The sequence below is a fragment of the Lederbergia graminis genome, from assembly GCF_042655485.1.
GTDB classification, from domain to species: domain Bacteria; phylum Bacillota; class Bacilli; order Bacillales; family Bacillaceae_C; genus Lederbergia; species Lederbergia graminis.
Window position 1 is genome coordinate 58,379 of record NZ_JBHSMC010000001.1, and the last position, 19,210, is coordinate 77,588.

Annotated in this window: 18 protein-coding genes; 14 read left to right on the forward strand and 4 right to left on the reverse strand. The window is 36.9% G+C overall.

The genetic code is table 11. The annotated features are described in order from the left end of the window. The first annotated feature begins 4 nt into the window (after nt 1-4). From ACFPM4_RS00340 to ACFPM4_RS00375, 8 genes are all read left to right on the forward strand, one after another. On the forward strand, nt 5-1,000 hold the full coding sequence (locus ACFPM4_RS00340; RefSeq protein WP_382346406.1) for a thiamine pyrophosphate-dependent dehydrogenase E1 component subunit alpha: 996 nt from the start codon (nt 5-7) through the stop codon (nt 998-1,000). A gap of 14 nt (nt 1,001-1,014) precedes the next feature. After that, nucleotides 1,015-1,998 (forward strand): alpha-ketoacid dehydrogenase subunit beta, encoded by a 984-nt coding sequence (locus ACFPM4_RS00345; protein ID WP_382346409.1) that lies wholly within the window; start codon nt 1,015-1,017, stop codon nt 1,996-1,998. 22 nt (nt 1,999-2,020) lie between these two features. Continuing rightward, the gene (locus ACFPM4_RS00350) at nt 2,021-3,280 is read left to right on the forward strand and encodes a dihydrolipoamide acetyltransferase family protein (RefSeq protein ID WP_382346412.1); all 1,260 of its coding nucleotides are present in this window, start codon (nt 2,021-2,023) and stop codon (nt 3,278-3,280) included. Between the two features lie 337 nt (nt 3,281-3,617). Beyond that, nucleotides 3,618-4,829: a methylmalonyl-CoA mutase family protein gene (locus ACFPM4_RS00355; protein WP_382346415.1), complete on the forward strand. Its 1,212-nt coding sequence runs from the start codon at nt 3,618-3,620 to the stop codon at nt 4,827-4,829. After that, on the forward strand, nt 4,822-6,990 hold the full coding sequence (gene scpA, locus ACFPM4_RS00360; RefSeq protein ID WP_144919668.1) for a methylmalonyl-CoA mutase: 2,169 nt from the start codon (nt 4,822-4,824) through the stop codon (nt 6,988-6,990). Before ACFPM4_RS00355 ends, scpA begins: the two co-directional genes overlap by 8 nt. Continuing rightward, complete coding sequence (gene meaB / locus ACFPM4_RS00365) at nt 6,983-8,017, forward strand: methylmalonyl Co-A mutase-associated GTPase MeaB (protein ID WP_318280842.1); 1,035 nt, start codon at nt 6,983-6,985, stop codon at nt 8,015-8,017. The genes scpA and meaB overlap by 8 nt, the downstream gene beginning before the upstream one ends. A gap of 134 nt (nt 8,018-8,151) precedes the next feature. Further along, nucleotides 8,152-8,622, forward strand: a complete 471-nt coding sequence (locus ACFPM4_RS00370) for a BrxA/BrxB family bacilliredoxin (RefSeq protein ID WP_144919940.1) — start codon at nt 8,152-8,154, stop codon at nt 8,620-8,622. A gap of 202 nt (nt 8,623-8,824) precedes the next feature. Continuing rightward, nucleotides 8,825-9,328: a L,D-transpeptidase gene (locus ACFPM4_RS00375; RefSeq protein WP_144919670.1), complete on the forward strand. Its 504-nt coding sequence runs from the start codon at nt 8,825-8,827 to the stop codon at nt 9,326-9,328. A 62-nt stretch (nt 9,329-9,390) separates the two neighbouring features. Here the strand turns inward: ACFPM4_RS00375 and prli42 are convergent, their stop codons facing one another. Further along, the gene (gene prli42, locus ACFPM4_RS00380) at nt 9,391-9,483 is read right to left on the reverse strand and encodes a stressosome-associated protein Prli42 (RefSeq protein WP_186324605.1); all 93 of its coding nucleotides are present in this window, start codon (nt 9,481-9,483) and stop codon (nt 9,391-9,393) included. 146 nt (nt 9,484-9,629) lie between these two features. Here prli42 and mce point away from each other — a divergent pair, with 146 nt between their 5' ends. The 5 genes from mce to ACFPM4_RS00405 all read left to right on the forward strand — a co-directional run bounded on the left by mce (nt 9,630) and on the right by ACFPM4_RS00405 (nt 14,581). Next, complete coding sequence (mce, locus tag ACFPM4_RS00385) at nt 9,630-10,049, forward strand: methylmalonyl-CoA epimerase (protein ID WP_144919671.1); 420 nt, start codon at nt 9,630-9,632, stop codon at nt 10,047-10,049. Next, nucleotides 10,046-11,596, forward strand: coding sequence for an acyl-CoA carboxylase subunit beta (locus ACFPM4_RS00390; protein ID WP_144919672.1), 1,551 nt, complete (start codon nt 10,046-10,048; stop codon nt 11,594-11,596). The genes mce and ACFPM4_RS00390 overlap by 4 nt, the downstream gene beginning before the upstream one ends. Nucleotides 11,597-11,648: 52 nt before the next feature. Then, complete coding sequence (locus ACFPM4_RS00395) at nt 11,649-12,770, forward strand: M20/M25/M40 family metallo-hydrolase (RefSeq protein ID WP_144919673.1); 1,122 nt, start codon at nt 11,649-11,651, stop codon at nt 12,768-12,770. A 109-nt stretch (nt 12,771-12,879) separates the two neighbouring features. Continuing rightward, a complete protein-coding gene (locus ACFPM4_RS00400; RefSeq protein WP_144919674.1) occupies nt 12,880-13,344 on the forward strand; it encodes a chemotaxis protein CheW in 465 nt (154 codons plus the stop codon). A gap of 4 nt (nt 13,345-13,348) precedes the next feature. Continuing rightward, a complete protein-coding gene (locus tag ACFPM4_RS00405; protein WP_382346425.1) occupies nt 13,349-14,581 on the forward strand; it encodes a DNA polymerase IV in 1,233 nt (410 codons plus the stop codon). Nucleotides 14,582-14,587: 6 nt separating this feature from the next. Here ACFPM4_RS00405 and ACFPM4_RS00410 read toward each other — a convergent pair whose 3' ends face one another. Both ACFPM4_RS00410 and zwf read right to left on the reverse strand, forming a co-directional pair. Further along, nucleotides 14,588-15,037: a YueI family protein gene (locus tag ACFPM4_RS00410; protein WP_144919676.1), complete on the reverse strand. Its 450-nt coding sequence runs from the start codon at nt 15,035-15,037 to the stop codon at nt 14,588-14,590. Nucleotides 15,038-15,598: 561 nt separating this feature from the next. Continuing rightward, entirely contained in the window at nt 15,599-17,089 is a 1,491-nt protein-coding gene (gene zwf, locus ACFPM4_RS00415) for a glucose-6-phosphate dehydrogenase (RefSeq protein WP_144919677.1), read from the reverse strand. Nucleotides 17,090-17,265: 176 nt separating this feature from the next. Here zwf and rnz point away from each other — a divergent pair, with 176 nt between their 5' ends. Then, nucleotides 17,266-18,195: a ribonuclease Z gene (rnz, locus tag ACFPM4_RS00420; RefSeq protein WP_382346429.1), complete on the forward strand. Its 930-nt coding sequence runs from the start codon at nt 17,266-17,268 to the stop codon at nt 18,193-18,195. A gap of 96 nt (nt 18,196-18,291) precedes the next feature. Here the strand turns inward: rnz and proC are convergent, their stop codons facing one another. Then, a complete protein-coding gene (gene proC / locus ACFPM4_RS00425; protein ID WP_144919679.1) occupies nt 18,292-19,104 on the reverse strand; it encodes a pyrroline-5-carboxylate reductase in 813 nt (270 codons plus the stop codon). Nucleotides 19,105-19,210 lie beyond the last annotated feature (106 nt).

Genomic DNA, 19,210 nt, shown 5'->3' on the forward strand with positions numbered 1-19,210 from the left:
TAATTTGGCAAATAATCGGCATACTGAGCTTGGCCTCAGTAATCAAGATGTTTTAAATATGTATGAGACAATGATAATGGCAAGGCGTATCGATGAACGGATGTGGTTATTAAATCGTGCTGGTAAAATTCCTTTCGTCATTTCTTGTCAAGGGCAAGAGGCAGCCCAAGTTGGTGCTGCTTATGCATTGAATAGAGAGAAGGATTATATTTTACCGTATTATCGAGATTTAGCCGTTGTACTAGCATTTGGTATGACACCAAAGGATATTTTTCTTTCTGCTTATGCAAAGGCAGAAGATCCTAACTCAGGCGGAAGGCAAATGCCAAGTCATTATGGTCAAAGGAAAAATAGAATTGTAACAGGTTCTTCACCTGTAACAACTCAAGTTCCCCATGCGGTTGGAATTGCGCTTGCAGCACGTATGGAGAAGAGTGATTTAGTTTCATTTGTTACATTTGGAGAAGGTTCATCCAATCAAGGTGACTTTCATGAAGGATTAAACTTTGCAGGTGTGCAAAAGTTGCCAGTTATCTTCATGTGTGAGAATAATAACTACGCCATTTCCGTACCGATTGAGAAACAATTGGCTTGTGAAAAAGTATCCGATCGTGCGATTGGTTATGGTATGCCAGGCGTTACGGTCGATGGACTTGATTTATTAGAAGTATATAAAGTAGTCAAAGAAGCAGCTGATAGAGGCCGTCGTGGAGAAGGACCTACATTAATCGAAACCATTACACATCGATTTACAGCTCATTCCTCTGATGATGATGACCGTGGTTATCGTTCTAATGAAGAATTAACACAAATTAAGAAAGAAGACCCTGTACTATTTTTTGAAACTTATCTTGAGGAGTGTGGAATTCTAACAGAAAGTATGAAGAAGGAAATAAACGATCGGGTTATGCAGGAAGTGAACGAAGCGACAGAATACGCTGAAAATGCTCCGTATGCCAAGCCTGAAGATGCCTTAACGTTCGTTTATGCTCCAGAGTAAGAGGGGGAATCTAAATGCCAGTAATTTCTTATATTGAAGCTGTCACGATGGCACTTCGGGAAGAAATGGAACGCGATGAAAAAGTATTTATATTAGGGGAAGATGTAGGAGTAAAAGGTGGCGTATTTAAGGCGACCCAAGGTCTATACGAGCAATTCGGAGAACAAAGGGTAATGGATACTCCACTTGCTGAATCAGCTATTGCAGGTGTAGGAATCGGAGCTGCAATGTATGGGTATCGTCCTGTTGCAGAAATGCAGTTTGCTGATTTTATTTTACCAGCTGTGAATCAAATAATGTCAGAAGCAGCGAGAATTCGCTATCGTTCCAATAATGATTGGAGTTGTCCGATTGTTGTACGGGCACCATATGGTGGTGGTGTTCATGGTGCTTTGTATCACTCTCAATCTATAGAGGCTATCTTTGCTAATCAACCTGGTTTAAAGATAGTGATGCCTTCCACTCCTTATGATGTAAAAGGTTTATTAAAAGCAGCTATTCGAGATCCGGATCCTGTACTCTTCCTAGAACACAAACGGGCATATCGGATGATTAAAGGGGAAGTCCCTGAAGATGATTATGTTTTGCCGATTGGAAAAGCGGAAGTGAAGCGGGAAGGAGAAGATATTACTGTAATTACATATGGACTGTGTGTTCATTTTGCATTACAAGCAGCTGAAAGATTAGCGGAAGATGGAATTGATGCACAAATTTTAGATCTGCGTACAGTATATCCATTAGACCAAGAAGCAATAATTGAAGCAGCTAAAAAAACCGGAAAAGTATTATTAGTGACAGAAGATAATAAAGAAGGCAGTATCTTAGGTGAGGTTGCCGCGATTATTGCTGAACATTGTTTATTCGATCTTGACGCTCCAATTAAGAGATTGGCTGGGCCTGATGTTCCTGCTATGCCTTATGCTCCAACGATGGAAAAGTTTTTCTTAGTCAATCCTGAGAAAGTCGAAAATGCAATGAGGGAGCTTGCTGAATTCTAACAGGTAAAAGGAGGTTATCATCATGAAGACAGAAAAAATTACCATGCCAAAGCTCGGCGAGAGTGTTACAGAGGGAACAATCAGCAGGTGGCTTGTACAGCCTGGTGATCATGTAAATAAATATGACCCATTAGCGGAAATCATGACAGACAAAGTTAATGCAGAAATCCCATCTTCATTCTCAGGAATTATTAACGAGTTACTAGTAGAGGAAGGGTCTGTGCAGCCAGTCGGTGTAACAATATGTACAATCAATGTAGAAGGAACCACTGGACAAGCTAATGATACAAATACCGAAGTGCAAGAAGTAAATGAAAGTGATAACCCGACAGTAGTAAAACAATCAGATTCTAATGAAACGGGGAAAACTAGATTTTCTCCAGCTGTTTTAAAAATGTCACAAGAACACGATATTGATTTATCCAAAGTCAATGGAACTGGTAAAGATGGTAGAATAACGCGAAAAGACCTTCAGAAGTTAATTGATACAAATTCTATTCCAGCGAATGTACCGGTAGTGGAAAATACTCCTGAAGTGAAAACTCATAGCCAACAAAAACAAACTATTATTCCAACTGCTGCAGGTGATATAGAAATTCCTGTTACCGGTGTAAGAAGAGCAATTGCTAATAAAATGCGTAAAAGTCTTGATGAAATTCCGCATGCTTGGATGATGATGGAAGTAGACGTAACAAAGCTAGTTCGCTACCGAGAATCATTAAAAAATGAATTTAAACAACGTGAAGGCTTTAGTTTAACTTATTTCGCATTCTTTGTTAAAGCAGTAGCTCAAGCTTTAAAAGAATTCCCGATGATTAATTCGATGTGGGCAGGAGATAAAATTGTACAAAAGAAAGATGTGAACATCTCGATTGCTGTCGCAAAGGAAAATGAATTATTTGTTCCAGTCATAAAAAATGCGGATGAAAAGTCAATAAAGGGAATTGCTCGTGATATTGCTGAACTTGCTAAAAAAGTTCGTAATGGTACGCTAAAAAGTGAAGAGACCCAAGGTGGAACTTTTACGATAAACAATACTGGTTCGTTTGGCTCCATTCAATCGATGGGGATTATCAATCATCCACAGGCTGCAATATTGCAAGTGGAATCAATTGTAAAGCGTCCTGTTGTGGTCAATGATGCTATTGCAATACGAGATATGGTGAATCTTTGTCTATCACTAGATCATCGTGTATTGGATGGTCTTATTTGTGGCCATTTCCTCCAACGAGTAAAAGAAATTCTAGAAAATATACCAAAAGAAAATACATCTGTTTATTAAACAGAAAGCTCTGTTAAACTCTGATCTTGATTTTCGCTCCTGTACACTCGCTTTCCGCGGGCACGGCCTCAGCTAACTTGGCAAAGAAAACCGCTTTGCCAAGTGGATCTTCGGCTCGTGCTGTTCCCGCAGGAGTCTCGTGTACATCCGCTACAATCAACTAAGTTGTTAACAACAATGAACTTTAACAGAGCCAAACAGAAAGAAGAAGCTTGTTACATTTTATCTTGTAACAGCTTCTTTTTTTATTCTTTTGCTTATTCTGCAGTACTAACATGAATGTAGCTTGCCATATGTTAGTATAACGAATCTTTTTTTAAAAGAGGAGGGATACTCTTTGTTTATTGAAAAAGCGAAGCAAACATTGTTTCCTGATTACAATTACAAGACATGGGAGCGGTTAATAAAGCAATCTATCCCAGTAAAACATACTAAAGAAGGTATGCTAATAAAGCCTTTATATGTTAATTCAGATTGGCAACACCGTGTTAACTCTGAACTATATTCTAATGCCCGTGATTTTAATAATAACTGGAAAATTTCACAAAAGATGAAACATCGTGATTGGAATACTTTGGTGGATATGGTTAGGCTAGCCATATGTAATGGACAAGATGCTATTGCAATAGATTGTGATTACTTATCTGATCATAAACAAATAGATTTTAATGATTTGAAAAAAATAATGACGGTAAATGAAATTCCTTTTGTTCTTCGTACGTCAAATTATCCACTTATCATCAAAAAACTCCTAGAAGTTCCATTCAAACATGTAATAGGCATTATTGCTACCGATCCTATTTCTGCGCAACTAAACAAGAAAGTGATAAGCAAATTATCAGTTGAATGGCTAGAGAATGTCCAAAAACTAGCTGATCCATTTGGAGAGCTGAAAGTCATTTTGGTTGATATGATACCATATAGCAATGGAGGTGCTAATACTCTAGCTGTATTAGCGTTAGCTATTGCAGAGGCAGTTTATTATATCGAATGTATGAAAAAGCTAGGTTGGTCTCCTGAGAAAACGGTAAATAAAATAGCATTTCATTTTCAGATTGGGGATGAATTTTATGTAGAAATAGCAAAAATTCGGGCTTTTCGAGTCTTATGGAGAACGATACTTAATGCTTATCAGATTCATCAAGCAGATATCACAATATCAGCAGAAACAGCTACATTCCAGCAATCAAGTGGACCTTTTAATGAACATGATATTATTCTACGTGCAGGAACAGCGGCGTTAGCAGCTTCTATCGGTGGAATTGATTATTTACATGTAACACCATTTCATGAAGAAGATAAGTTGGCGACTAGAATCGCTCGCAATACTCAGCTAATTATGCGGGAGGAGGCATATTTCCATCGAGTATCAGATCCTTGTGGAGGTTCCTTTTATGTGGAGGCATTGACTGAAAAACTAATAGATGGAGCATGGAAGATTTTTCAGAAAATTGACCAAAATGGTGGCATATTACACTCACTACGAGAGAGTGATTTTCAAAATACGATAGGAAAATGGCAGAACAAAGAAGGGGATATAGATGAATAAACCTAACTTTCAATCCATTCATCCTTTTAAGGAAAACAGTGGAATTTTGCCAAATGTTCATATAAATAAAATGGAATATGAAACAAAAGAGAGAATTACTATTCAATCACTATATACGGATAAAGACATAGTCGATACGAAACATATAAATAATTTCCCCGGTTTACCACCCTATACAAGAGGACCATACCCATTAATGTATGTAACTCGTCCATGGACGATAAGACAATATGCTGGTTTTTCTACGGCAGAGGAGAGTAATAACTTTTATCGTAATAGTCTTGCGAATGGGCAAAAAGGATTATCTGTAGCTTTTGATTTAGCAACACACCGTGGCTATGATTCGGATCATCCGCGGGTTGTAGGAGATGTTGGGAAGGCTGGAGTAGCAATTGATTCTGTAGAAGACATGAAGTTATTATTTAAGGATATTCCTTTAGATCAAATGTCTGTATCCATGACGATGAATGGTGCAGTTATCCCGATTATGGCATTTTATATTGTTGCTGCGGAAGAACAAGGTGTGAAGACCCATCAATTAGCAGGCACTATACAAAATGACATTTTAAAAGAGTATATGGTTCGAAATACGTACATTTATCCTCCTAATATGTCGATGCGTATCATTAAAGATATTTTTTCCTACACAACTAAGAACATGCCAAAGTTTAATAGTGTTTCTATTTCTGGTTATCACCTTCAAGAAGCAGGCGCACCTGCAGATATAGAGCTTGGGTATACATTGGCAAATGGATTAGAGTACGTGAGAACGGGTGTTGAAGCTGGACTACAAATTGATGATTTTGCACCTAGACTTTCATTCTTCTGGGGTATTGGGATGAATTATTTCATGGAAGTAGCAAAATTACGTGCTGGCAGAATGATGTGGGCACAGTTGATGAGTCAATTTAATCCCAAAAATCCTAAATCACTTGCTCTCAGAACACATTGTCAAACATCTGGTTGGAGCTTAACTGAACAGGATCCATACAATAACATTATTCGTACTTTAATTGAAGCTCATGCAGCAGTAACAGGTCAAACACAATCATTACACACAAATGCATTGGATGAAGCCATTGCATTGCCAACCGAGTTAACAGCGCGTATTGCAAGGGATACACAAATCTACTTACAGAACGGTCTGGGGTTAACCGATGTCGTGGATCCTTTAGGTGGATCATATTATGTGGAATCTCTAACAAATTCCTTAATGAGTAGAGCTTGGGGGCATCTGGAGGAGATGGAGCAATTAGGTGGGATGGCGAAAGCAATAGCAACTGGTATACCAAAGTTACGCATTGAAGAAGCAGCTGCTGAAAGACAAGCGAAAATTGATTCAAAAAGCGAGAAAATTATCGGCGTAAATTGCTTTCAACCGCAAGAGAAGGAATCGATGCAAATATTGCATATTGATAATATGGAAGTAAGGAATTTACAGATAGAAAGATTAAGAGAACTCAAAGTAAAGCGTAATAATAAGAGGGTACAGGAAGCTCTAAGCTTGTTAATAGAAGGGGCAAATAGAGATGGTACTAATTTATTAGAACTTGCGATTGTTGCTGCGAGGGAACGGGCAACATTGGGAGAAATATCTGCTGCAATTGAAAAAGTATCTGGCCGTTATCGAGCCATAAATCAATCAGTTAGTGGTGTTTATCAATCTCATTATACAAATGATGAGGAGATAAATTTGGCAAAGCAAATGGCAAATGATTTTTTAACGCAGGAAGGAAGAAGACCGAGGATTTTAATTGCTAAAATGGGGCAAGACGGTCATGATCGCGGAGCAAAGGTAATTGCAACTGCATTTGCTGATATTGGCTTTGATGTTGATATTGGACCTTTATTTCTAACCCCGGAGGAAACTGCTAAACAAGCAATCGAAAATGATGTACATGTAATTGGTATTAGCTCGTTAACTGGTGGACATACAACACTCGTACCAAAATTAATAAGTGAATTAAAAAGAGTTGGACGTGATGATATTCTCATCGTTCTTGGTGGGATAGTACCTAAGCAAGATCATGCACAATTACTAAGAAATGGGGTTGCAGCAATCTTTGGACCTGGTACAATCATTCCTCAAGCTGCTAAAACGGTACTAGAGAAGATATTTGAAAAGCTTGGTTACGTGAAAGAAGATGAAGATGATGCCTGACCAAATTCGCTTCTTTAAAAAGCAACATGATCGAGAAATGTCTATTCAGCAAATCGTAGATGGAGTCATAAAGAAAAACATTGCAATACTTGCTAAGGCCCTCACAATTATCGAAAGCAAAACGGAACGACATCGAGAACAGGCACAAACGATTATTCAACAACTGTTACCATATGCTGGTCGTTCGATAAGAATTGGTATTACGGGTGTACCAGGTGCTGGGAAAAGTTCTTTTATTGAAGGATTTGGAATGATGTTATGTGATGCTGGATTTCGTGTAGCAGTTTTAGCTATTGATCCAAGTTCTACCATTACTGGTGGAAGTATATTAGGAGATAAAACACGAATGGAAGCATTAAGTAAACATAAGAATGCATATATTCGTCCCAGTCCTTCTAGTGGGACATTAGGTGGTGTCCACGAACGAACAAGAGAAGCGATTATTGCATGTGAAGCAGCAGGTTATGACATTATTTTGGTGGAAACTGTTGGCGTGGGACAAAGCGAGGTTACTGTTCGGAGCATGGTTGACTTTTTTTTATTATTAGTATTAACGCGAGCAGGAGATGAACTACAAGGTATAAAGAAAGGAATACTGGAATTAGCAGATGCTCTCATTGTCCATAAAGCAGACGGTGATAATTTATCAATAGCAGAACAAACACGGAGAGAATACAAGCAAATATTACACCTAATACATTCAAGAATCGATTGGTGGAAACCACAAGTTCTCTTATGTTCCTCTATTACTGGTAAAGGTTGGCAGGAAATATGGAGTTTAATAGAGGGGTTTATACATGAAGCTAAGATTCGAAATTACTTTGAAACGAATCGTCAATTTCAAGTGCATGCATGGTTTCACTCACTTGTGATGGAGAGGCTAGAAAGGTCTTTTTTTCAAAATAAACAAGTGATAGAGAAGAAAAAGCGAATTGATGAGCAATTGGAAAATGGTGAAATTACAGTCCCGCAAGCTGTAGATTTACTATTTTCTGTGTACAACTCCAAAAAAAATGGACAGCGCTAAGTTTGCTGTCCAAAAAAACATCTAGGGAGTTTAGGGGTATGGATCTAGATGTAGTAGTATCATTCCCTTTTCCTCCAAGAATTAAACATGGAGCATCAACATATTTGATAAAAATGTATATTTACTGCTATGATATGAATATAAGTAAACATACCTATAAGGAGTTGTGTACAGTGGATTTTAATCTTTATATGAATGACATTCTAACACAGGCACGTGAAGACATGGTTAAGTCAGGCTACGAAGAACTTACTACACCTGAAGATGTTGATACTGCTTTAAATAGAGAAGGAACAACATTAGTAATGGTTAACTCTGTTTGCGGATGTGCTGGAGGTATTGCACGCCCAGCTGCAGCTCATGCTATTCACTATGATAAGCGTCCAGATCATCTAGTAACTGTTTTTGCTGGACAAGATAAGGAAGCAACAGCAAAGGCTCGTAGTTATTTCACTGATTACCCACCATCCTCGCCTTCTTTTGCATTATTAAAAGATGGAAAGATATTAACAATGGTGGAGCGTCATGAAATTGAAGGCCATGATCCAATGTCTGTTGTAAACAAACTACAAAGATATTTCGATGAATATTGTGAAGAGGTTTAATTAAAAAGTACTAAAATGAAAAACCAAACTATTACTGGAATTAAATTCTAAATAGTTTGGTTTTTTTGCATACATGAAATGACACAACTGGATATTCTGCTATGCCGAGTCGGTTTACTTTCGTCAAGACCTTTATTGTCATCATTATTATTGTATGTAATTTCTTCTTTTTTCACAAACTAAGTGAAAAGAGGTTGTTATAATGAAATTATTATTTTCTATCATGATGTTAATCAACACAACGTTTTGGCCATTTGATGCTAATATTCTACCAGGTGACTCGCTTGTAATTGTAAATAAAAAATCCAATCAACTCGTTTTATTTGAAGGTGGACAAATTGTTTTAGAAAGTAGCATAGCTTCGGGAAAAACAAATGAACTCACACCTGAAGGATTATTCTCTATCACAGTGAAGGCGATTAATCCTTATTATCGAAAATTAGACATTCCGGGTGGAAGTCCACTTAATCCATTGGGGTCAAGATGGATAGGTTTTGATGCAAGAGGCACTGATGGTAGAACATATGGAGTCCATGGAACTAATCAACCACAATCGATAGGGCAATATATATCGCAAGGCTGCATAAGAATGCCAAAAAAAGAACTAGAGCAATTATATGACCGTGTATTAATTGGGACGAAAATCTTAATTGTAAATTCTTCTGAATCAATGGAAGAATTAGCAAAAAAATATGGAGCAATTTAATATGAAAAAAGGTGAGATAATCCGAATGTGGATCTATCTCACCTTTTTTGTTTATTCATTTATTAGAACATGGAAGCTCCAGCAAAAATTGTCGTTGCAATCATTGAGATGAGCATGATATAAATTACTATCTTTTGAATTTTTTTATTGGACATGTCATGCACCCCTAAAAAATTTGATTTATTATTATTTTATCGAGAAAATCTGTTTTGTACAACCTTTCTTTTATAGGAAAGTATGACGTAAATAGGAATATATATAGAATGGAGACTTTTTTCAATATATTTTAGGAGGCGGAACAATGAAACACATAGATCACATTGGCATCGCCGTTAAGTCATTACAGAATACGATTCCATTCTATACACAAATTTTACCATTAACTTTGATTTCAATAGAGACAGTAGCATCCGAAAAAACAAAGGTAGCATTTCTGGAAGCAGATAATATCAAAATTGAATTATTAGAAGCAACAGGTTGTGATAGCCCAATAGCAAAATTTATTGAAAAGTATGGTGAAGGAATCCATCATATTGCCTTTCAAGTAGATTCTGTAGAAAAGAGCATGAAAGAACTAACCGAAAATCAGGTCAAATTAGTAAATGAATCGCCTAAATTAGGGGCGAATGATAGTTTAATTGCATTTATTCATCCCAAATCGGCACATGGAGTACTAGTTGAATTATATGAAAAGAAGATTGCAGGGGGCGACTTATCATGACTGATATATATGATAAATTAAATGAACTTTACGATCGTCGTCGGCAAGCAGAATTGGGTGGTGGGGATGAACGCATTCAAAAACAGTATGATAAAGGTAAACTAACAGCAAGGGAAAGAATCAATATATTACTTGACCGTGGTACTTTTGTTGAACTCAATCCTTTTATAGAGCATCGATCGACTGATTTTGGACTAGACAAAACGAAATATCCTGGTGACGGAGTTGTAACTGGCTTTGGCAAAATTAATGGAAAGCCAGTTTATTTATTCGCGCAAGACTTTACGGTATTAGGTGGAGCATTAGGAGAAATGCATGCAGAGAAAATTAGCAAAGTGATGGATTTAGCAGCTAAGAATGGAACACCGTTTATCGGATTAAACGATTCTGGTGGAGCGAGAATTCAAGAAGGGGTAGTGTCGCTTGATGGTTATGGACATGTATTTTATCGTAATGCCATATACTCTGGTGTTATCCCGCAAATATCGATCATATTAGGACCTTGTGCAGGTGGAGCGGTATATTCACCAGCAATTACTGATTTTGTTTTTATGGTAAATAATACGAGTCAGATGTTTATTACAGGACCTAAGGTAATAGAAACCGTAACAGGAGAGAATATTAGCTCTGAAAATTTAGGTGGTGCAAGAGTTCATAATACCATAAGTGGAAATGCTCACTTTCGAGCTGATTCGGAAAGAGAATTGTTAACGATGGTCCGAAAGTTATTAGACTATTTACCACAAAATAATCAAGAAACATCTGATAAAAAGAAATTTGATGGTAAAGATGATTATCGATCTAAATTGCTCGATATTGTTCCGTTTGATTCAGTTCGACCGTATGACATGAGACAAGTAATATTAGAAGTAGTGGATTCCAATAGCTTTTTTGAGGTTCATAAAGAATTTGCTAAAAACATCATCGTAGGGTTTGCAAGAATACACGGTGAAGTAGTGGGGCTTATCTGCAATCAACCTAAATTTATGGCTGGTAGCTTAGACATTGATGCTTCTGATAAAGCAGCACGGTTTATTCGCTTTTGTGATTCATTCAATATACCGCTTATCACATTTGAAGATGTGACAGGTTTTTTTCCAGGTATTAAACAGGAACATAGTGGTATCATTAGGCATGGAGCCAAGATTCTTTATTCTTATTCAGAGGCCACTGTCCCAAAGATTACTGTTATTGTAAGAAAAGCTTACGGTGGTGCATATGTAGCGCTTAACAGTAAAGCGATTGGTGCAGACTTAGTATTTGCATGGCCTAATGCTGAAATTGCCGTGATGGGACCACACGGTGCTGCTAGCATCATTTTTTCACGTGAGATTGAAAATAGTGAGAATCCAGAGGAAACACGCCAAGAAAAAATGGAGAGCTATCGTGAGAAATTTGCAAACCCATATATTGCAGCAGCCCATGGTATGGTAGATGATATCATCGATCCTCGTGAAACGAGAATAAAGTTAATTCAAGCATTAGAAATGCTCCGTAATAAACGAGAAGTGCGACCTAAGAAAAAACATGGTAATATTCCTTTATAGGGTTTCTCAGTAATATGATAGAAAATATAAAAATATGGAGGCTTTACACAACATGATTAATGAAGAAAGAATATTAAATGAATTTCTTGAATTGGTCCAAATAGATTCAGAAACAAAACATGAAGCTGAAATTGCAAAAGTATTAAAAGAGAAATTTTCAAGTTTAGGCGTGGAAGTATTTGAAGATGATACAACTGCAGAAACAGGACATGGTGCAGGAAATTTAATTTGTACTCTAAAAGCGAATAAAGAGGGGGTTGACCCGATTTATTTCACTTCACATATGGATACCGTCGTACCAGGTAATGGAGTAAAGCCATCTATTAAAGATGGTTATATAGTAACAGATGGCACAACAATCTTAGGAGCAGATGATAAGGCAGGGCTAGCTGCAATGTTAGAAGCGTTGAAAGTAATAAAAGAACAAAATATCGAGCATGGGGATATCCAGTTTATTATTACTGTAGGAGAAGAATCTGGACTTGTCGGTGCTAAAGCTCTTGACTCTTCACTAATTAATGCAAAATATGGTTTTGCACTAGATAGTGATGAGCAGGTTGGTAATATTATCGTTGCAGCACCGACACAAGCCAAGATTAGTGCAGTTATCCATGGGAAGACAGCTCATGCTGGTGTAGCACCTGAGAAAGGAATCTCAGCGATTACCATCGCTGCAAAAGCAGTTGCAAAAATGCCACTTGGAAGAATTGATGAAGAAACAACAGCTAATATCGGCCGTTTTGAAGGGGGACAAGCAACAAATATCGTTGCAGATAAAGCGTATATCTTGGCAGAGGCACGCTCACTTGTTCCAGAAAAAATGGAGGCTCAAGTCGAAAAAATGAAATCCGCTTTTGAAGAAACGGCTAAAAGCATGGGTGGTTCTGCTGATGTAACAGTTGAAATTATGTACCCAGGATTTAAATATGCAGATGGTGATGAAGTTGTTGAAGTTGCCAAAAGCGCTGTGACCAAAATAGGTCGTTCTCCAGAATTACATGCAAGTGGCGGTGGCAGTGATGCTAATATTATCGCAGGATTTAACATCCCTACAGTTAATTTAAGTGTTGGTTATGAAGAGATTCATACTGTTAATGAGCGGATGCCAATTGTAGAATTAAATAAGCTTGCTGAACTCGTCGTTGCAATTGTTGATGAAGTAGCAAATCGCTAAGGTTGCTTTTTTCAGCTAGTCTGCATTGTACCATATGCAGTATAATAGATATTAAAAGCAGGTACTGTTATAGTAACCTGCTTTTTCCTAAGGAAGGAGGACAATTATTATGTCAGACACTATATTAGTCGTTCATGCTGGAAGTGAGGAATATGGGATTCCAGTTGCTGCTGTCCAATCTATTGAAACATCCGAAATAGAAATGGTTGAAAATCTTCCTGAATACATGCGAGGAACTATCCATGTAAGAGGCGAATTAATCCCAGTATTTGATTTAGAATGTATTCTTTACGGCGACATAATGGAGATTAGTAGTGAATCTCGTATCATTATTTTAAAAGCAGCTGATTTTACATATGGATTGTTAGTTAAAATGACTAAAGAAATCTTAGAAATAGCACCAGAAGTGTTACGACAAATAGAGTTAATCAAGGAGCAAACCAAATATATATCTGCCTTTTCGAGCATGGAGGATGGGATAATTGCTATTCTTGATCCAGTCAATCTCCTTGAAATGTTAGAAGACATGGAGAAAATTAAAGATTTTTTACAATCTCAAGAGGAAACAGTGTAATGCAATGTATTCACAAATAAATGAGGTAACGAGTTTTTATCCTAAAAATGGCCGTGTCATACTTCATGTGGATATGAATAGTTTTTTTGCATCTGTAGAGATGGCTTATGATTCATCATTAAAGGGCGAGCCTCTAGCTATTGCTGGTAATGAAGAAGAGCGCAAAGGAATTATTGTCACTTGTAGTTATGAAGCACGTAAATTTGGGGTTAAAACAACAATGCCACTGTGGGAAGCTAAAAAATTATGCCCACAATTAATTGTGAAACGACCTAACTTTGATCGTTATCGCAAAGCATCAAGTGCAATGTTTGAGGAGCTACGTCAATATTCTGAGCTTGTTGAGCCTGTTTCTATTGATGAAGGGTATATAGACATTACAGAATGTTATGAGTTAGGAACACCAATTGAAATAGCTCAGTCTATTCAAAATAGGCTACTGAATCAACTTGATTTGCCATGTAGTATTGGTATTGCTCCTAATAAATTTTTGGCAAAAATGGCGTCTGATATGAAAAAGCCTTTAGGGATTACGGTTTTGCGAAAGCGCGATATACATCACTTGCTTTGGCCACTACCAACGATTGAAATGCATGGTGTAGGAGCAAAATCAGCTGAGAAGTTAGCAACCATTAATATTCATACAATCGGCGATCTTGCTCAGGCAAATGACATCCAATTAAGAGCTGTTCTTGGTATTCGTGGCATCCAATTACAAGAAAGAGCAAATGGGATTGATCCACGTCCTGTTGATCCAGAAGCAGGGAAAGAAAATAAAAGTGTAGGCAGTTCCATTACATTACCACGTGATATCACAAATCAATCCGAACTATTGGATATTTTAGAGAATCTTGCAATTAGTCTTTCGGATAGATTGAAACGGAAACGGTATATGACGAAGAATGTAGCAGTAATTATTCGTTATAAAGATAGAAAAACAATTTCGAGAGGCAGGAAAATAATTAATCCAATTAGGAAACCAGTGGATTTATTTCATGCTGCAAAAATATTGTTTATGCAGAATTGGGATGGAAATCCTGTTCGACTACTAGGGTTATCTGCCCAGGACATAGTTGATGAAGATGAAGCTTATGAACAACTTGACTTATTTACATATGAAAAAGCAGCTCAGAAAGAGCCGCTCTATCAAGCAATTGATACACTTGTAAATAAATATGGAAAAAAAGTTGTTCGAAAGGGAAGCGAATTACAAAAAGGTGAAAATGACAAAAAATAGTACATATTACTTTTTTAAAAAGTGTATGAGCTTACTGATTACATTTTTTTTGTTCGTTTTCACTTCTTCTGGCTTATGCTCTGGTTCCTGTTTCTCTATATAGATTTCTTCTTTATCTATAGCATAGTCATATGCGAGTACTAAACCGATGTCTGTATTGGATTCCTTATTGGTTACGATTGAAAAGGGGATATTTATTTTTCTTGCATTGGCAATATAATCAGAAAGATAAGCATAGTCGAGATCTCCGTTTAATAATAGTGTTGCTTTTGGATGATCTTTCATTAGTTTTACTACCTCAGGATATACTCCTTTTTCCATCACTTGACTCTTTGTCAGTGCGACGACTATTCTTTCTCTAATGGTACCAAGGAATTTTCTGCGTTCGTCTGGCTTAGTTTGTTTTACGCCGTACATTCCTTTTTTTAAATAATCATCTATATTGGAATTATTCACGGCAAACACCTCCGCGGTATTTATATTCTTCTAGTGGTGGAAAGGTTCGGATAAGGGAATAGGTCTTATACAATGTTAGAATTTCAATACCGCTACGGAAATACACTACGCTTTCCGCGGGCTTAGAAAAGTGAAAGGCGCTTGCTTATCGGCGACAAGCAAATGTTCTGAGACAAAGAAAGGCGTTCTTTGCCTTTCATGTCTCAGGTTATTTGACCTCGAGCCGATAGCGCCTACAACTAGACAAGGCTAATGAGCCTCCTCGGCTTGCGCCTTCGGGGTCTCATCGAGGCCTTTGTTCCCGCAGGAGTCTTCGTGTATTTCCTTCGCTATACACGTCATTCCTTATTAGATTACACTTTAAAAATTAATCTACTTACATTGTAGACAATTCCATCCTATTAGAACAGCACTGCAATTTTAAAAAAAACGTTTTTCATAACAAATTAATTTTTATAGGAAAAAAGCCTAACTATCCTGAGTAATTCAGGAAATAGTTTGGCTTTTAATTCCATTTACATTATTTTGTCCCAGCCTCACTTTTTAAGTGCTTTAAACAACTTATTCAAGATTTGATACATTCCACCAGAAGAATCCATCTTTTTCAAGTAGTTGGTCTGCTTCTTTTGGTCCCATAGATCCTGCTTCATAATTAGGAAATGCTGCTTTTTCATTTTCCCAGAAGTTACTAATCTTATCTACGAAGCTCCATGATAATGCAACCTCATCCCAGTGTGTGAAGTTTGTGGCATCACCACGTAAGCAATCATGTAATAATTTCTCATAAGCTTCAGGAGTATTGAGACCTGCAATATCATTATTAGAAAAGTCTAGTTTCACCGGAGTAGTTTCTGTTGAATGACCAGACGATTGCTTAGCATTTAGATGTAATGTAATACCTTCCTCTGGTTGAATATGGATTACCAGTAAGTTCGGTGCTAGTTGATTATCTGACTTATAGTATAAGTTCATTGGTACGTCTTTAAATTGAATAATAATTTTTGTTGATTTTGTTTGCATTCTCTTTCCTGTACGAATATAGAATGGGACACCAGCCCAACGGAAATTATCAATCATTAACTTTCCTGCAACATACGTATCCGTATTTGAATCTGGATTCACATTAAGTTCCTCGCGGTAACCAGGAATTTCTTGACCATTTAAATTACTTGGTCCATATTGTCCACGTACAAAATATTGTGGTACTTCTTCATTTTCAACAGGTCGTAAAGCACCAAGTACTTTTACCTTTTCACTGCGAATTTCTTTCGGTGTAAGTTTTATTGGTGGTTCCATTGCTAGTAATGCAACCATTTGTAGCATATGGTTTTGAACCATATCTCGTAATGCTCCACTTGTTTCATAATATCCGCCTCGTTCTTCCACTCCTAATACTTCACTTGAAGTGATTTGGATATTAGAAATGAAGCGGTTATTCCAAAGAGGTTCAAAAATAGCATTTGCGAAGCGTATTACTTCGATATTTTGCACCATTTCTTTTCCTAAATAATGGTCAATTCGGTATATTTCGTTTTCAGGAAATACATTTCTAATCCGGTTGTTTAATTGAATGGCAGATTCTAAATCATGTCCAAATGGCTTTTCAATTACTAAGCGGTTGAATCCTTCTGTGTTTGTTAATCCATCCATTTTCAAATGCTCTGCGATTGTACCGAAAAATTCAGGTGCCATCGCTAAATAGAAAATGCGATTTCCTTGTAGAGTATATTTATTATCGAGTTCATCTGCTAAATTTTTCAACTCTATGTATGAGTTAGAATCACTTACATCATGTGGTTGATAATAAAAATGAGAAATAAAGTCATCAATATTCTCAGCATCTTTTATCGAAGTGAGGACAGAATCCTTCACGTGTTCTCTTAAAACGTCATTTGTCCAAGGGCGTCTTGCTACACCGATAACTGCAAAGTGATCCGCAAGTTTGCCCTTTCTATAAAGGTGATAAAGGGAAGGGTATAGTTTTCTTTTCGCTAAATCACCTGTTGCTCCGAAAATCATTATCAGTGATGCTGGCGTTTCTGTTTGAATCATATCGAATACCTCTCTTTTCTGTACGTAAACTTTCCCATCAAAAATTTGCTTTCTTATATATTACCAATTACTCTGAGAAAAGACGACTAATATTGCTGATTTTTTCAGAAAAGTTTCATTGCTGCTTAATTAACTATGATAAAATATAAAAAAACTTTAATAATTGAGGGATGAAAATGGAATTATTATTCCTTGGAACAGGAGCCGGAGTTCCTGCTAAGCATCGCAATGTCTCTTCACTTGCTTTGAAGCTATTAGATGAGAGAAATGCAGTTTGGCTTTTTGATTGCGGTGAAGCAACTCAACATCAAATATTACATACATCTTTGAAACCGAGAAAAATAGAAAAAATATTTATTACTCATTTGCATGGTGATCATATATTTGGCCTTCCAGGTTTATTAGGCAGTAGATCTTTTCAAGGCGGATTGTCCGATTTAACGGTGTATGGTCCACCAGGAATACGCGATTATATTGATATTTCCCTACAAGTAAGTCAAACGCATCTAAAATATCCACTTAAAATTGTTGAAATAACGGAAGGGATTATTTTTGAAGATGAGCAATTTCTTGTAGAAGCTCGTTTATTAGATCATGCCATTTCAAGTTTTGGTTTCCGAATTACGGAAAAAGATAAACCTGGTACACTTGATGCCACCCAGTTAATGGCGGAAGGTATCATGCCAGGACCAATTTATCAGCGCTTAAAAAACGGTGAAATTATTACCTTAGATGATGGTAGGACCATTGCTGGCCATGATTACCTAGGACCGGACCAAAAAGGGCGTATTATCACCATTCTGGGTGATACGCGACCATGTACAAATGCTCTTAAACTCGCAGACAGTGCAGATTTATTAGTGCACGAGGCAACTTTTGCTGCAGGAAGTGAAGGTATGGCTACTGAATATTTTCATTCCACTACTACACAAGCTGCTCAGCTCGCAAAGGAAGCAGGAGTTAAGATGTTATGTTTAAATCATATTAGTTCACGATATTTGAAAGAGCAGTCAAAGCAATTGCTTGAAGAAGCAAAAGGTATCTTTCCAAATACGGTAATAGCTTCGGATTTTTTTGAATTAGCTGTTCCCGTTGGAAGTAAATGATAACTGCTAATTTCACTTCGATTCCTATTTTCTTTTAGACTGTTTTATATTATATCAATCTCATGCAGGTAGGTGTAGTAGCTTACCTGCTTTTTTTTATATTTTCGAATGTCCTAAGTGTCTGGACTTATTCGTTGCGGCTTCTATACATTTTATAAAAGCTTGGCCAACTCCTAGTTCATCTAATACGTGGAGGCCTGCTTCAGTGGTTCCTCCAGGACTTGTAACATTTTCTCTTAATTTAGCTGGTTCTTTTCCAGATGATTTAAGCATTTCTGCTGCTCCAGACAATGTTTGGATAATTAATGCTTTAGCAACTGATTTATCTAAACCATTTTCAATAGCTGCTTGTTCCATCGCCTCTACAATATAATAGATATAAGCTGGTCCACTTCCTGATAAACCTGTTACGATATCAAGTTGATGCTCTTCTACAATGGTTGTCATGCCGATACTTGAAAAAATATCAGTCGCAACGCTTCTTTGTTCCTCCGTAACGATATTATTAAAGACAAGGGCAGTTGCAGAAAGCCCTACACTAGCAGAGGTATTCGGCATTGCTCTAGCTATTGCACAATCCATCCCTAACTTATCTTTCATCTGTTCTATTGATATTCCTGCCATAACAGAAACGATTAATACATCATTTCGTATATATGTACGTATCTTTTCGAGTACTTCATTAGCATCCTTTGGTTTTACTGCTAGTATGATGATCGAAGTATCTTTCAGTAATTCTTTCATATCATATGTTGAGGAAATCCCATATTTTTGTCTTAGTTTCGTCATCTTTTCTTCGTTATGGCGATTTGTGACATATATATTTTCAGATGGGCAGATATTGTTTGAAAGCATACCTGCGATGATTGCCTCTGCCATTGAACCGGCACCTACAAATGCTATTTTCATCGCGATCCCCCCTTAATATTAATAATCTTTAGATTTATATGATTATGCTTATTATAACAATAATTGTCAAGATATTTTCTCAATAATCTGTTAGTATAGTAGAATA